At 48.1% G+C, this 15,852-nt stretch carries 15 protein-coding genes; 8 read left to right on the plus strand and 7 right to left on the minus strand.

The annotated features are described in order from the left end of the window. Nucleotides 1–36 precede the first annotated feature (36 nt). Together DP_RS00970 and rbr are read left to right on the plus strand one after the other, a co-directional pair. A complete protein-coding gene (locus tag DP_RS00970; protein WP_011187438.1) occupies nt 37–1,134 on the plus strand; it encodes an AI-2E family transporter in 1,098 nt (365 codons plus the stop codon). Between the two features lie 78 nt (nt 1,135–1,212). Next, complete coding sequence (gene rbr / locus DP_RS00975; protein WP_011187439.1) at nt 1,213–1,788, plus strand: rubrerythrin; 576 nt, start codon at nt 1,213–1,215, stop codon at nt 1,786–1,788. A gap of 88 nt (nt 1,789–1,876) precedes the next feature. On the opposite strand, the gene DP_RS00980 is transcribed toward rbr, so the two are convergent. Next, entirely contained in the window at nt 1,877–2,671 is a 795-nt protein-coding gene (locus tag DP_RS00980) for a MerR family transcriptional regulator (RefSeq protein WP_011187440.1), read from the minus strand. 96 nt (nt 2,672–2,767) lie between these two features. On the opposite strand from DP_RS00980, the gene DP_RS00985 reads away from it, so the two are divergent. After that, complete coding sequence (locus tag DP_RS00985) at nt 2,768–4,168, plus strand: MATE family efflux transporter (RefSeq protein WP_011187441.1); 1,401 nt, start codon at nt 2,768–2,770, stop codon at nt 4,166–4,168. Between the two features lie 63 nt (nt 4,169–4,231). On the opposite strand, the gene DP_RS00990 is transcribed toward DP_RS00985, so the two are convergent. The 6 genes from DP_RS00990 to DP_RS18290 all read right to left on the minus strand — a co-directional run bounded on the left by DP_RS00990 (nt 4,232) and on the right by DP_RS18290 (nt 9,259). Beyond that, nucleotides 4,232–5,170: a radical SAM protein gene (locus tag DP_RS00990; RefSeq protein ID WP_011187442.1), complete on the minus strand. Its 939-nt coding sequence runs from the start codon at nt 5,168–5,170 to the stop codon at nt 4,232–4,234. Nucleotides 5,171–5,329: 159 nt separating this feature from the next. Continuing rightward, complete coding sequence (locus DP_RS00995) at nt 5,330–6,241, minus strand: DMT family transporter (RefSeq protein ID WP_228130156.1); 912 nt, start codon at nt 6,239–6,241, stop codon at nt 5,330–5,332. A 433-nt stretch (nt 6,242–6,674) separates the two neighbouring features. Further along, nucleotides 6,675–7,103 carry a DUF4079 family protein gene (locus tag DP_RS01005; protein WP_011187444.1) on the minus strand — a complete coding sequence of 143 codons (429 nt, stop codon included), beginning with the start codon at nt 7,101–7,103 and terminating at the stop codon, nt 6,675–6,677. A 93-nt stretch (nt 7,104–7,196) separates the two neighbouring features. Next, entirely contained in the window at nt 7,197–7,670 is a 474-nt protein-coding gene (locus DP_RS01010) for a cytochrome P460 family protein (RefSeq protein WP_011187445.1), read from the minus strand. Nucleotides 7,671–7,828: 158 nt separating this feature from the next. Continuing rightward, nucleotides 7,829–8,920: a GGDEF domain-containing protein gene (locus DP_RS01015; protein ID WP_011187446.1), complete on the minus strand. Its 1,092-nt coding sequence runs from the start codon at nt 8,918–8,920 to the stop codon at nt 7,829–7,831. A gap of 111 nt (nt 8,921–9,031) precedes the next feature. Continuing rightward, nucleotides 9,032–9,259, minus strand: coding sequence for a hypothetical protein (locus DP_RS18290; protein ID WP_011187447.1), 228 nt, complete (start codon nt 9,257–9,259; stop codon nt 9,032–9,034). 606 nt (nt 9,260–9,865) lie between these two features. Here DP_RS18290 and DP_RS01020 point away from each other — a divergent pair. From DP_RS01020 to DP_RS01040, 5 genes are all read left to right on the plus strand, one after another. Continuing rightward, on the plus strand, nt 9,866–10,438 hold the full coding sequence (locus DP_RS01020) for a hypothetical protein (protein WP_011187448.1): 573 nt from the start codon (nt 9,866–9,868) through the stop codon (nt 10,436–10,438). Nucleotides 10,439–11,034: 596 nt separating this feature from the next. Next, the gene (locus DP_RS01025) at nt 11,035–12,075 is read left to right on the plus strand and encodes a linear amide C-N hydrolase (protein ID WP_011187449.1); all 1,041 of its coding nucleotides are present in this window, start codon (nt 11,035–11,037) and stop codon (nt 12,073–12,075) included. 260 nt (nt 12,076–12,335) lie between these two features. Then, a complete protein-coding gene (locus DP_RS01030; protein ID WP_011187450.1) occupies nt 12,336–13,376 on the plus strand; it encodes a linear amide C-N hydrolase in 1,041 nt (346 codons plus the stop codon). A 341-nt stretch (nt 13,377–13,717) separates the two neighbouring features. Beyond that, nucleotides 13,718–14,983, plus strand: coding sequence for a glycine betaine/L-proline ABC transporter ATP-binding protein ProV (gene proV, locus DP_RS01035; RefSeq protein WP_011187451.1), 1,266 nt, complete (start codon nt 13,718–13,720; stop codon nt 14,981–14,983). Continuing rightward, entirely contained in the window at nt 14,977–15,819 is an 843-nt protein-coding gene (locus DP_RS01040; RefSeq protein WP_011187452.1) for an ABC transporter permease, read from the plus strand. Before proV ends, DP_RS01040 begins: the two co-directional genes overlap by 7 nt. Nucleotides 15,820–15,852: the final 33 nt, after the last annotated feature.

The raw sequence follows: 15,852 nt of genomic DNA on the forward strand, positions 1-15,852 counted from the left end.
ATATATTTTCACCTTTATTTACGAGTAAGACCGCAGATGAATCAACTCCCGCCACAACAGTCAGACGGAAAGCCCCTTCCCGGCCCCATGCGTATCAAGTATTTTTTGTTGGTCTTTGCCATAGCCTTCTTCTTTTTGGGCAGAATTCTATGGCCATTCTGGTCCATCCTTGTCCTCTCCTTCCTTCTGGTAAATATATTCCAGCCCGTATATCTTTTTCTAAGTAAACAGCTACCCAGATCCGTTGCCTCCGGCCTCACCTGCCTGATGATTATCGCCTTGGTCTTTTTTCCACTCCTTTTTTTTACAGGAGCACTCACCGGCGAGGCGCTCTCCTTCTACAACTGGGTTCGAGACAGCCAAGTATGGATGCGCTTTCAGGACTTTATTCAACAGAGCCAATTTATCACCAGGATGCAGGCACCACTGAAGGATTTCGGCATTGATTTCCAACCTGCCCAAATAACGGCCAGCCTGGCCTATTTTGCCAAGGCAGGTGGCCTTTTCCTCTACGACCAGGCCTCATCCTGGGCAGCTAATATCCTCCAGTCCGTCGCCCTCTTCTTCATCATGATCCTGGTTATATTCTTTCTCTTTATGGATCTACTAAGGCTCAAAGAGTTTCTCTTCAAACTCTCACCCCTGCCAGAAGATGAGAACAGACTACTGGTAAAAAAGTTTGAAGAAATTGCCAACGCAATCCTCAAGGGCAGTGGCATCTGTGGAATTATTCAGGGCATCATAGGCGGAGTGCTGTTTTCAATAATGCACCTCCCCTCGCCAATACTCTGGGGTTGCATCATGTCGGTACTGGCCTTTCTCCCCATCTTTGGTATTGGCCTGGTTATGCTACCCGCCGCCCTGGCCCTGGCCATCGATGGCCAGACGGCAACGGCCAGTAGCCTTGTCATTTCCTACTTGGTCCTCTCCCTCGGCATGGAATATCTGATAAAACCTAAGCTCGTGGGCTCACAGGTAGAGATGCACACCCTCTTGGTCTTTCTTTCCATTATTGGCGGCATATCCGTTTATGGTATTTTAGGCATCATCTACGGACCACTTATCATCACAGCATTCCTTACATTATCAAATATATACCTCAGGCGTTACGACCAATATGTACAGATAATGTAAGTGAGGGGAGAGGGGGGCTGAAAAAAGTTTACCAGAGCAGTAACAACGATAACCAGATAGAGATTAAAAGGAGATAGTATGCCCAAAATTCAAGGAACCCGGACCGAACAAAATCTACTCAAATCCTTTGCCGGTGAAAGCCAGGCAAGAAATCGCTACACCTACTTTGCCAGTATCGCTCGCAAGGAAGGCTATGTACAGATTGGTGACATCTTTGAAGAGACATCCAATCAAGAAAAAGAACATGCCAAACGTTTTTTTAAATTTCTAGAGGGTGGCAATGTAGAGATAACGGCAAGCTTCCCTGCCGGAAGACTCGGTAACACCTCCGATAACCTTCTGGCAGCAGCAGAGGGTGAATTCGAAGAGCACTCCTCCCTCTATCCCGGCTTTGCCAAAATCGCCAGTGAAGAGGGCTTTGAAGAGATTGCCGCAGCCTGGTTGGCCATCTCCGTTGCTGAAAAACAACATGAGAAACGCTACCGTGACCTATTGGCCAACATCAAGAGCAGCCAGGTCTTTGAACGAGCCACGGAGCAAAGCTGGCGCTGCCGTAACTGTGGCTATATCCACCATGGAACCCAAGCCCCTGAACTCTGTGCAGCCTGCCTTCACCCCAAGGCCCACTTTGAAATACTAGGCGAAAACTGGTAGGTTCAGCTAAACACAGCCACAAGGACCGGGGAGACGAAAATCCCCGGTCCACCCCTTTCAGACCTACCCCAGCCCGACCCTAAAAAGCCTACTCAACCATGACCTGAAGCTCGACCAAAAACTCCTGCTCATCTGCCACGGCAAAGGCCCCCAGTAACATCTTTTCAAGGCAGGGACCAATCGCCCGCAGCCCAAACTTATCCAAATACGCATAGAGCTGTAGCCAGGATGCTGGCAACTCGCCATAGGGACCCTTATGATAAAGATAGGCATAGTTCCCCCCGGGCATAGATTCTGCTGCCCTCCCAGGCCTAGGCACCTCCACCGCCACCCCCTTAAATAGCTCAACCTCATCCTTCGGCTCGACAAAGATCAACAGGTCATTTATCTCCAATTTCTGGTCGGGCAGGGAGGCGTTGATGAGCTTCTTGATGGCCACCTCCAAGGAGTAAAGGTCAAAGGGAGGTAAAACTGGCTCAGCTACAATATGCCTCTTCGGCAAGACCTTGACCCCCATTTCAAAGGGGATCAAGGCATTATTTGCCCTCATCGACTCTATTATTGCCTTAAGATGCCTGTCGGTCTGCCTAAGTTGTTCCATCTTCTCCTGAATAAGCTGTTCCTGCCCCTCCAGCTTCTCCATACGCTCCTCAATAGAGGAGGTGTCCAGATAGTCCTTAATCTCCTTGAGGGAGATACCCAGATTTTTCAGATAGAGAACCAGCTCCAGCTCCTCAAATTGATCCAGGGTATAGTACCTGTAGCCGCTGAGCCTGCACTTCTCCCTTGGCTGCAAGAGGTTGATCTTATCGTAATAGAGCAGGGTCTGCTTAGAAATACCATGCAGGCGCGCCATCTCCCCTGCCATAAATCTTATCTCCATTGTTCCTCCACAATTGTCTTGACCATATAGTTACTATATACCGTATAAGGGTGTCTCATCAGCAGGGCAACCTTTATCCGCATAGGGGAATTTTTAATGAACAGCTTCTTCAGTCGACCATGGTCGAAATTTGATTTTATAAAATTTGTCACACCATCAATCCTCAGTTTAGTCTCCATCTCCCTCTATATGGCGGTGGACGCTATTTTTATCTCCCGCTTCATCGGCACCCTGGCCATGGCAGCGGTGAACATCATCATGCCGCTCTTCAGCATTTCCATAGGAATAGGGGTGATGGTAGCCACGGGAGCCAGCGCCACCATTGGCATAGAACTCGGCCAGGGGAAACGTGACAGAGCCAACGCTCACTTCTCTTTTGTATTTTGTTTTCTCTTCCTTGTTTTCATAGGCCTGATTATCTCTCAATGGGCCATTGGCCCGGAAAGACTGGCGCTCTGGCTCGGGGCGAGCAAGCTGCTACTGCCATACTGTGTCCAGTATCTCAACATCTTTCTCTTTGGAATCAGCGCCCTTGTTCTGCAGATGTTTTTCGAGTTTTTCATGAGGCTTGACGGCAAGCCCTCTTGGGCCCTCTACAGCTCCCTGCTGGGCGGAGCGACCAATATCCTGCTCGACTATATCCTGATTGTCAGATATGGCATGGGGGTTGACGGGGCAGCTATTGCCTCCTGTGCCGGTATTTTTATCTCCTGCCTCAACGGAGCTATCTACTTCCTCTTTAAGGCCAAAACACTCAGGTTTATTCGCCCCCTCATCGACTGGCCATTCCTCTTTAGGTCAATGTTCAATGGCTTTTCAGAGATGGTAACAGAGATTGCCGCTGCCGTCCAAACCCTGGTATTCAACTATCTTATGCTAGGATATGCCGGTGAAGCAGGAGTTGCCGCCATGTCAATTCTCATGCATCTCTACTTCCTTATGTCATCCCTCTATATAGGTCTGGGAATGGGGGTCAGCCCACTTATCAGCTTCAACTATGGCTGTAGAAATCCGGGCAAGATCAGTGAACTGCTCACAAGGGCCATCCAGCTAACCCTCTTCTTTGCCCTCTTCTCCTTTGCCATGGCCTTTTGCTTCGGTGATAACCTCATCCAAATCTTCGCCAAAGGCCAAGTCTCCGTGGTGCACATTGCCGAGGGCGGAATTAAAATAATCGCCTTCAGCTTTCTCCTCAACGGCATGAATATCCTCGCCTCGGCCTTTTTCACCTCGGTCAATAACGGCAAGATCTCAACCCTAATCTCAAGCCTGCGTACCTTTGTTTTCATCCTGGGTTTTGCCCTACTCCTCCCGCCCCTTATAGGCGTTACCGGCATCTGGCTCTCCCTGCCCATGGCCGAACTGAGCACCCTCCTGATAAGCCTGTTTTTTATGAAGAAGTACCGACAGCACTATCTCCTTCCTGCCACGACAGGGGAGGTAAAGGAAAAAAACTCTATGCAACTGATTAAAAAGAAGGAAAAAGAAGAGGCATAATAAACAAAGGGGCAAGAAGAGACTGCCCCCCCTAAAGCAAGAGGGGACAGGGTTTAGCAGAGATCAGTGGTGCTTAACCAGGTAAAATTCGCCCCTCTCCTTAGTGAGGGTATAAACCTTGTCCTCTTGCTGGAGACGATCAAGGGCCAGCAAGAGCTCTTCATCGGTACACTCTATTGTCTGCAGAATATCCTTTTCGGTACAGGGCCTCCTGACAATCATTTCTAAAACAGCATCGGCAAGATCACCACTCACCTTAGCCCTCTGCTTTGATCTTTTAGCAGAGGAGGGAATGGTGATATTGGTAAAGCCAAAATATGCCGCAATCGCCTCTAACTCCTCCGCAGTGGCTGCCCGGATATTTTTTACCACTCCGGGACGGTCAAGGGTATTAAGCTGGACCGTATCGGGACCAATAAGGATACAGCTGGCCTTCAGGGCCGCAAGACTCTCCTCGTCATCATTGACGCCGGGCAGGATAAGAATTTCCAGATCCATCTTACCGGAAAACTCCTCTTTAAAAAGCCGTATCCCCTCAATATGAGTATCCAAATCAAGGGTGGCAAGAGGCCTGTTAATCCTCCGAAAAGAGTCCCATGTCGCTGCATCAAGAGAGGGAATAACAAGGTCTGCCCCCATCAGTTCGCGACGAACAGCAGGGTTTGAGAAAAGGGTGCCATTGGTAAGAACAGCAACCTTAACATTGGGTTTCTGGGCCTTAATAAATTCAATGGTGTCACCAATACGTGAACTGAGGGTCGGCTCCCCTGAGCCGGAGAAGGTGATATAATCAGGATCGGGATTATTGGCAAAATAGTCCAGCAACTCCTCCTTTACCTTTTCATGGGAGACATACTCTTTCCTCTCCCCCGTCAGCACCGTTGTCCTGCCACTCTCACAGTATATACAGTCAAGAGAGCACACCTTATGCCTCACCAAATCTACCCCAAGTGAGGTGCCCAAACGCCGCGAGGCTATTGGCCCAAACAAATGATCATACATCCTCTTCTCCTCTAAAAAATACTCACTTTATCCGTTTCCCAGCAAAGACAAGCAACATCCTGCCCCCCGGGAGATCCCTCTATATTTTCTCATATAAAGGGTAACACTACAAATAACTACTTAGACAGAGGCAAAACCAGATCGGTCACGCCTCTACCATCAGATTTTTCTGGGATCATGATTCGCCGTAAAAATACCCGAGACAATCAATAACACACTACAGAGATGAACAGAGGTAATTGCCTCTCCCAAGATAAGATAGGCAGCAGTGCCACTGAATATCGGCAGGGAGTAGTATATCATGCCCGCCCTTACCGGGCCAATCACCAAAATGGCCTTATTCCACAAGGCAAAGGCAGTCAGCGAGGCAAAGACGCCCAGATAAAGAATGGCTCCCAGAGTACTGGCGCTGAAGCTTACGGGCGGGCTGGTACAATAATCCCAGATAAAAAACGGGGTGAGAAAGAACAGGCCAAGCGCAAAAGTTGAGAGCTGAAATGCCCAGATACTCAATTTTCTCGGTTTATACTTCAAGAGGATGCTATAGAGACCAAAAAACATGGCAGCGGCAAGCATCCACAGATCACCAATGGCAAAGGAGATCCGGAGAAGTCTCGCCAGCTCCCCCCCGGTAATGAGCAGAACCACCCCCACGGCAACCAAGAGAATACCCAAAGATTTATGCAGGGTAATTTTCTCGGCAAAGAGGAGGCGGGAGAAGATAACGATAAATATGGGAGCAGTAATAGAGATCAGGGAGAGATTAATGGCCGTGGTGGTATGTCCTGCCACATAGATCATAGTATTAAAGATGGTCACCCCGACAAGAGAGGTCAGGCAGAGATAGGGCAGATGCAACTTCAACTCCTGCCACTCCCTCAGGAGCGGACGAATACCTATGGGGAGAAGGACCAGCAAGGCCACCGCCCAACGGTAGTAGGCAAGGCTGATAGGAGAGAGCGTCTCACTGAGGCCACGGGCTATGATAAAATTACCGGACCAAATGGCCGTGGCACCAATGGCAAAGAGATAGCCCCAAAGCATCTCCCTCCTACGTTCCTTCTCAATCAAGACAGCTCCCCTTATCATTAAAATCCTGAACATGGATCTCCATGATCCATGCAAGGGCAACTTCAAGAATTAGCAATTTCAATAAGAATCCAAGCATATGATTTTTAGCACAGACATTGTCAATATCAGAGTCTACCCTTACCTCCGAGGATAAAAATCGTATAGCGAAGAGACTTGAAGAAAGGGCCTTCAAGATTCCCTAAGAAGTTAGTACTCACCAATGGCTTAGCAAGTCAAGCATCTCTTTATTTTTCAAAGTAATTATAGGGCAGCACGGGCCTCACCCCACCTTGATCTGCTCGACGGAGACTACCTGCAGAGACGGTGGATAACAAAGGGGCAGGATAGAACCACAGGTTTTCGGGACCGTTGCCATGGCAGGATATGGGCGTTGCCCATTGTCAGCTCTGAAGAGCCCCTGGCTGGCAAAAGACTAAAGGCCCAGCACGTAGGACCTGTAAATATAAACCCCGGTATATATCTGCGAGAGGGCAAGGAGGACAATAAGAGTATTACATATTCCATGGAGAAGGGGAAGCACCCTGCGCCTCCTCTTACTACTATCCATATAAGCGCCGGAACCCAGGCCAAAGAGGATAAGCGGCAGTAAAGAAAGGGCGACAAAGGCATGGGCGCCGGTAATCAAAACGTCCCCCCAGCTTACCCTGACGACATAGAGCCCGCCCAACATGCCGAGAAAAAGAAGGACCAGGGCAATAGCGCCAACACGAACATGCAACTGCCAATTAAAGTGGATCTTCTTCTCCAAGTGCATCAGCAAAAAACGGGGGATGCCAAGACTCAGGGCATAGAGGGCAGTAAGGATGGCCAGGGACTGAAGTATTGGGTGAAAAATAAACACGGGATGGCTCTCCTTAAACGCTCACAGGGCTTCCGCCCCAGGACATGGATATGCTGAAAAAGCTGGCGCTATTCAACATTTGACCAGGACAGTCTACTGCAGTTCATGGACAAAAATATAGTCGTTGTCCGCCCGGGCAGAGTGACAATTTATACAACCCCTTACCTTCCCGAATTTAGCAGCCTTACCGCTTGGCGAATACTTTGCCCACAGCCAGTCACCAGCAACAGGATTCGCATCCTGCACCTTATACATCACCGTAATCGCCTTAAGCTTTTTATCCTTTCCATAATTCTCCTTAACCACAATAGCACCGTAGTGGCCAGGCACATGCTCCGACGTCAGGGCCTGGTCATTAACATAGACCTTATGAAATGGTCCATGGGGTGCCCGCCCCGGCTGCATTCCCTTATGATCCGGCCAAAAGGACCAATTCTTGTAAGACGACTCCTTGCTTATTTTTTTCCAAAGTCCATCGGCAGTAGCAGAGGGCATATGGGCAGAGGCAAGGCTGGCACAGAGGCTACAGGTAAAGATAACAATGAGACAGGCGATGATCTTCTTCATATGATGCTCCCTGAAAATAAAAGAAAGAGGCTGATCCCTTAAAAAAGAGTGAACAGTTCATCATATGATAACAGCGACAAAAAAGTCAAAAGAGGATGGGAAGGAGATCGGTAGCAGGGCAGGCAGGAGAGTGCCGACGCACCTGATCGGCCCGCCCCTTAAAACCCCTCGGCTATCTTAAGAGAAAAGCCCCCCACCTTTTTAGCCTCATACATGGCCTTATCAGCCTCCTTCACCAGTGTATCAGCATCATGGCTATTGGCCGTGTCAGAGATGGCTATGCCCATACTGCAGGAGACGCCGGTTCCGACAAGAGATTTTTCTAATTCCTTGCAGAGCCGCTGACAGACCTTCTCTGCCTCCTTGAGGGTACTTTCCGGCAGAATGATGCAAAATTCATCGCCACCATAACGAGCGCAGAGCTCATTATCCCGAAGAGACGCCTTCATAGAATTGGCCACCATCACCAGCACCTCATCTCCGCGCCTATGCCCTTCGCTATCATTAAGCGCCTTAAACTTATCCAGATCAAAATAGATGAGGACCGTACAGTAACCTCGGCGCTGAGCACGTGCCAGTTCACGCCTCAGTTCAGAATAAAAGGCGTGTTGATTCAACAACTTAGTCAGGCCATCATGTCGAGCCTGCTCCTTTAGAAGCTTTGTTCGCTCTGAAATAACCTCTTCAAGGGATTCAGCATACTCCTCCAATTCCCTCTTACTTCTCTTGGTTTCCTCCATGAGACTATTGATATAGGTATCAAAGGTAAGGGAGAGATCAAACATTATAATTTTCTCTACGGCTCTTAAGTTACGCACACATGCCTGACAATCATTACTGCTGTTTTTAGTGATAATTTCACGCAGTATTGTCAACAGAGTATGGATGGCTGAAATATAAAATTTGGGTTCCACCCCTATTCTCTTATGCACCACCCCAACCCGTAGTCGGGAGTGAACGTACTCCTCATCATACTGACCTGCAAAGAGGGTCTTAATATAGGAACGTTGATAATTTTTCAGGCGACGAAGGGTTTCTGCGTCACCGATAACACCATCCATCTCATCAAAGGGAATAACTCTTTCATAAAAGGCTTCCACTATTTCTTCAATATTTTCAGAGACAACTTCTTTTAACGAGACTAATACCTGCACATCTTCATCTGTAAAAAAAAGATACTCTTTGCGCCGTTCAATTTCACGACTGGTAACCTTAAGCTGTTCAATAAGGGTATAGTTGGTAGCTTTCATTTATCTCTCCCTGGGTTTTTATTGATAGCGCAGGCACTGCCCCCTCAACCGGAGCCAACCCGGCGTGCCATGCCACAGCCACTGCATGAAGCAAGAATCTATCAAACTATATCAAGCATCTCTATGACATACAATTAATCTCTCCTGCGCGACACTGGCTGTCTTGGCGGAATGAGTCAACTGACGCCCCACAAAGTGGCCAACGGTGCCACGCCCCAAATGCTCTACACCCGCCTCCAACCCCACCAAGCGCCAATCACCCTCAGCCATGACAGATGGCAAGTACCGCCTACAAAAGGGCGTTACAGCTACAGGCTCAACCGCCACAGACAGTGCCATCTATTTCAGCAAACTCTTGGGCCAAAACACTGCTAGACAAAACAGAAGGGCTTCTATTCCTGACCTGAGTCCTTAATTTTCGAATCCTTTCTGCGTAGGTATTCAAGATCTTGGCAAGGTTGGTGCCAAATTTTAATGTTTTTCAACTCAGGAAATATTTCAATCCAGTCAGAGCTCATTTACGGGTCGCCTTAGTGGACAAATAATCTTGAGTGCCTGCGGGGGTGAGAGTGTGCAGAGATGGAAAAGCTCATTGATTTGATGTGTTTTTTTATGATACAAACCATAGTGGGTGCTCGTCGAAAGTTGAGTCAGCGGAGGTGGTATTCCCGGCAAAAACATTCTCTGAGTCAGCTTGCATTGCCAAAGACAAGCTAACTACTTGATTGAGCTTTTCGATAAAGGCAGAGACCAAGGTACTCTCGTCTTGATTGAAGCCATAACGCTTACAAAATCTGGATAATAACGCAGCCATTCTAAATAAGAACAGGGGTGTTCACAGGGCAGACCTTTCTGCACAATAAAGGCTGTAAATTAATCGGTGAGGTTAGAAGAAATCCGGATAATAATTTGTTGATTTTCTCACCAAAAACCGCGGGGGATTAGATGGAATTTAACAGTAACATCAGATCATTAGGCTTGGCAGTGCTGTTGTTGGCAACACATAGCACATCTTACGCGCAGAGCAATGCCGACCTTGCCAAGGCAGCACAAAACCCGGTTGCAAAAATGATTAGCCTGCCCTTTCAGTACAATATCAATACTGGAATAGGCCCCGATAACGAAACACAAAGCATTCTTAATATACAGCCCGTATTGCCGATATCACTGAACGACGAATGGAATATCGTTACCCGAACCATACTACCAATAATGTCTCAGCCTGATACTCTTACGGACGAGGGTCGAATCAACGGCCTTGGAGACACGACTTTTACCGCTTTCTTGTCTCCGGCAAAACCTGACGCTCTCATCTGGGGAGCTGGGCCTGTATTTCTTTTACCTACTGCAACAGACGACAAACTGGGCTCCGACAAATGGGGGGCAGGAGTATCTGCAGTAATACTGGCTATGCCAGGTCATTGGGTAATTGGATCATTAGTCAGCAATGTCTGGTCTATTGGCGGTTCAGGCAACCAAGATGTCACTCTTTTTACCTCCAGTACTTCATTATTATAACCTCCCAAATTCTTGGTCCCTGACCCTGGCACCAATCATTACCGCAAACTGGAAAGCTGATAACGACAACCAATGGCCAGTACCCTTTGGTGGTGGTGTGGGAAAAATTTTCAAAATAGGCGAACAGCCTGTTAACGTACAGGTCAGTGCTTACAAGAATGTGATAACCCCTGACTTAGGAGCCGACTGGCAATTCAGAGTACAGTTCCAATTACTTTTTCCAGAGTAAATAGCACAAGCGAGACAACAGCTAACAAGGCAAGTGCACGTTGCACAATAGACCCAATTATATTTTTCTTACAGCCCCGGAGACAATAGGGCCAATCGGCAAAGCCCCCCATGCCGAAACCAGAGCAAGCTCAAGGTAATCGCAAGAGACACTCTTGAGTTACCAATATGAATCAGGCATGCAAGGAAATGATGGCGAGAGTTTTGCTTTTAGCTGACAAAAGGTGCTAACCTCAGTTGATGTCTGCCAACATAAAAAGATAAGAACGACACAAAAGCAGGACAACGGTTGGCCCATCCTGAATCTGGCATCGCCATTTTTGTTTCATTAATCAGTTTTTATTACTAATTTTAAGAGAGAGAGGATTATGACAAAGAAACGCATAGGCCTGCTACTATTATTAGCGACATTCATGGCATTACCAGCAAGTTCAAATGCCTGCACCAGATCGCTCTACAAGGCGGGTGATGGCCGTTTTCTAACCGGTAGAAGCATGGATTGGGACACGAACCTCCATAGTAACCTCTGGGTATTTCCCCGCGGCATGGAAAGAAACGGTGGAATTGACAACAAGTCAATAAAATGGACCTCTAAATATGGTAGCCTTACCGCATCGGCGTTTGGGGCTGCTACGGCTGATGGCATAAACGAAAAGGGGCTGGTAACAAACCTTCTCTACCTTGTCGAGTCGGATTACGGTAAATCAAATAAACCAACTCTCTCTGTTGGTGCCTGGGCCCAATATGTTCTGGACAACTATGCAACTGTAGCAGAGGCCGTGGATGGACTACGCAAGGCACCCTTTCAAATTATTGCACCACTACTGCCAGGCAAGGTAGCCGCTGGCGTCCATTTAGCGATATCTGACAGCCAAGGCGACTCGGCAATTGCTGAATATCTCAACGGAACACTCACCATCCATCATGGGAAAGGATACCTGGTGATGACCAACTCGCCAAGCTTTGACAAGCAGCTAGCCCTCAATGCCTATTGGCAGGAACTTGGTGGGATAACAATGCTCCCCGGCACCAATAGGGCAAGTGATCGCTTTGCCCGGGCAAGTTTTTATACCAAAAGCACCCCTGCATTTAAAGATGAGCGAATGGCCGTAGGTGCTATTTTCAGTATCATTAGAAACGCTTCCGTGCCCCTAGGTTTTACTGATCCCAAACAACCAAATATCGCCACGACTCTCTGGCGCTCGGTTTCAGACCAGAAGAGCCTCACATATTATTTTGAGTCAACAATTTCTCCCAATATATTCTGGGTCGATCTCCACAAATTAGACTTCAACTCTACAGCTCAAGTCAAAGAGCTCAATCTTAATGCTCAACCCATCTTTGCAGGTGAAGTTTCAGCCAAGTTTGTCCCGGCAAAACCCTTCAAATGGCTTGCCCCAGGCAAGTAATAGAGTAAGGACTCGAACCGATAGGCCTGTGCGCCACAGGCCTATCACCTCCCTAGCACAACTCTTTACCCCTTGAAAAAAGCCATGGCCCTTCTAGCTCATGGAAAGACATGCAGTTCCATGCTGCCACAATAGCTGCTCAAATTAATCCATTAATAAAATTAAAATCTTTTTCCCATCCAAATCCCCCCTAAACCGTGTATCGTACCCTCGCTCCATATATCAGTTTTTATTACTATTTTTAAGATAGAGAGAGGATTATGAAAAAGACACGCATAGGCCTGCTACTGTTATTAGCAATATTCATGACATCACCAATAAACTCAGATGCCTGCACACGGTCGCTCTATAAGGCGGGCGATGGCCGTTTTTTGACCAGCAGAAGCATGGATTGGCAAACGGATCTGCACAGTAATCTCTGGGTCTTTCCCCGGGGCATGAAAAAAGACGGCGGAATTGACAGCAAGTCAATAAAATGGACCTCTAAATATGGCAGTCTTACCGCATCGGCATTTAGGGCATCCACAGCAGACGGCATGAACGAAAAGGGACTGGTCATAAACCTCCTCTATCTTGCCGAGGCGGATTACGGCAAATCAAACAAACCCACCCTCTCAGCAGGTGCCTGGGGCCAGTATGTTTTAGATAACTATGCAACGGTGGCAGAAGCCGTGGCTGGCCTGCGCAAGGCACCATTTCAAATTATCGCGCCCCTACTGCCAGGAGATATCGCAGCTGGTATCCATCTCTCAATATCCGACAGCCAAGGTGACTCGGCCATTGTTGAATATATCGGCGGCAAACTCATCATTCACCACAGCAAAAAATATCTGGTAATGACCAACTCGCCAAGCTTTGATCAGCAGCTATCCCTCAATGCCTATTGGCAGGAACTTGGTGGCTTAACAATGCTACCCGGCACCAATAGGGCAAGTGATCGCTTTGCCCGGGCAAGTTATTACACCATAAGCAGTCCTCCATTTAAAGATGAGCGAATGGCCGTCGGGGCAGCCTTTAGTATCATTCGAAATGTCTCCGTCCCCCTGGGGTTCAGGGATGCCAAGAAACCCAATATCGCCACAACTCTCTGGCGCTCGGTTTCAGACCAGAAGAGCCTGAAATATTATTTCGAATCAACGACTTCTCCCAATATATTCTGGGTAGATCTCCACAAATTAGACCTCAGCACCACAGCCCAAACCAAAAAACTCGACCTGAGCAATCGCCCCATCTTTGCAGGTGAAGTCTCAGCCAAGTTTGTCCCGGCAACACCATTCAAGTGGCTTGCCCCAAGTAAATGATAAGCTAACGACTCGGAGCAGATAGGCCTGTTGCAATACAGGCCTATTTTCCCCCTCAACAAAAGAGAGCATAATGGTGAGCATAACTCTCTCACCCCCTACCCATCCTTGCTCTTTTAGTATCAAAACCAGATCCCCCAGCCCCATAGCGACCACGCCCAAAATGCCAAATACACCTTCTTACAAGGTCTTGCCGAAAATCATTTGTTGACAAATTATATTTAACAATATAGTATTGTCCCATATTATATTAACCAATATATTTTCCTCCCCAACAAATCATCCCTTTTTCCTAGTATCGAAAAAAGTGGATGGATCTTCCAAAATGTTAAGGCCTCTTTATGAAAAAAATAGAAGTGCGTAATTTATACAAGATTTTTGGTCCTGATCCAGACAAGGGAATGAAGCTCCTTGCCCAGGGTATGGACAAGCAGGACATACACGAGAAAACGGGCATGACCGTCGGTGTCCAGGATGCCAGCTTCACTATCAACCAGGGAGAAATATTTGTTATCATGGGCCTTTCCGGATCCGGCAAATCTACCCTGGTTCGTACCCTGAACAGACTTATCGAACCTACCTCTGGCGAAATCCTGGTGGATGGAGAGAATATTCTCAAGATGGATAAGGCTGAATTGGTCACATTTCGCCGGGCAAAGACAGGTATGGTCTTCCAATCCTTCGCCCTCATGCCCCAGCTCACTGTAATAGAAAATGTCGCCTTCGGCCTCGATCTCGATGGCATGGAGAAGGAACAGCGCCTTGAACGCGCCCAGGACGCCCTCAATCAGGTAGGTCTTAATGGTTGGGAAAACTCCTACCCCAAGGAGCTCAGTGGTGGCATGCAGCAACGGGTGGGCCTTGCCCGCGGACTTGCCGTAGATCCCGACATACTCCTTATGGATGAGGCATTTTCGGCCCTTGACCCCCTGATCCGCACAGAGATGCAAGACGAACTCCTCAAGCTACAGGATCAACAAGAACGAACCATCGTCTTTATCTCCCATGATCTCGACGAGGCCCTACGCATAGGTGATCGTATTGCCATTATGGAGGGTGGCCGGGTGGTTCAGGTCGGCACCCCGGAAGAGATTCTGCAAAATCCAGCCGATGACTATGTACGAGCCTTTTTTCGCGGAGTTGACCCAACAGGCGTTATCTCAGCAGGCGATATTGTCCGGGACACCCAACCAACGGTTATCTGGCATACTCCGGCAGGAAGTTTACGGGCAACCCTTGAGCTGCTCAACAACAGAGACCGGGAATATGCCTATGTCATAGGGTCAAAACGCACATTTTTTGGTGTCGTTTCAACGGATAGCCTCTGCGATACAATCGAGGCCGATGGCCAAGGGAAGAATAAGCCCAAAATAGAAGATGCCTTTATTCCTGAAGCCAAGGCAGTGCAGGATGATGAAAGTCTTCAAGATATTCTGAAGAAGGTGGCATCCCACCCCTGGCCCATTCCCGTGGTTGATGAGGACGGAAAATATCGCGGGGTTGTTTCCAAAAACAGTTTTCTCCGCACCCTCTACCGCGCTGAAAATGGTTCACATTTTGGCAACAATCCAACAGATGGCACACATGAGGGAGAAGACAAATGCTAAACTTTGAAGATCAGGTGATCCCCCTTGATACATGGATCAATACATTTGTAGACTGGTTAGTTGAAGGCTATCGTTGGTTTTTTCAGGCCATAAAATGGCCCATAGAGCAGACACTTTCCGGAGCAGAGAATGGCCTACTTGCCCTGCCACCGATTATTGTTATTGCAGTGGTATGTCTTATTGCCTGGCGAGTTTCAGGCAAAAGGCTCGCCTTCGGCAGCTTGCTGGCCATGGTCTTTATTGGCCTTCTCGGCCTGTGGGAAGAGACCATGATCACCCTGGCCATGGTTCTCTCCTCCGTTGTTTTTTGCATGATTGCTGGTATCCCCCTCGGCATTTTGGCCGGGCGTAGCAATCGCTTTAATACGTTTTTGCGGCCTGTTCTTGATGCAATGCAGACGACTCCAGCCTTTGTCTATCTGGTGCCCATTGTTATGCTCTTTTCCATTGGTAATGTGGCCGGAGTTATCGCTACCATTGTCTTTGCCCTACCTCCACTTGTTCGCCTGACCAGTCTTGGTATTCGCCAGGTCCATCCTGAGCTGGTAGAAGCCGCCCTGGCCTTTGGGGCGACGGGATGGCAGGTCCTATTCAAAGTACAAATCCCTCTTGCCCTACCCACCATCATGGCCGGCATTAACCAAACCATTATGATGGCGCTTTCCATGGTAGTTATTGCCGCCCTTATCGGAGCAGGTGGTCTTGGCGCTCCTGTTGTACTTGGCCTCAATACTCTTGATATCGGCGGGGCAACGGTGGGTGGCCTTGGCATTGTTCTTATGGCAATAATTCTCGACCGAATAACCCAGGCCATGGGCAAAAAAAAAGGTAAATAAGAGTCTTTCACTATTAATTAATTATAAGGAGAA

Origin of the sequence: Desulfotalea psychrophila LSv54, assembly GCF_000025945.1 — a bacterium.
Lineage (GTDB): Bacteria > Desulfobacterota > Desulfobulbia > Desulfobulbales > Desulfocapsaceae > Desulfotalea > Desulfotalea psychrophila.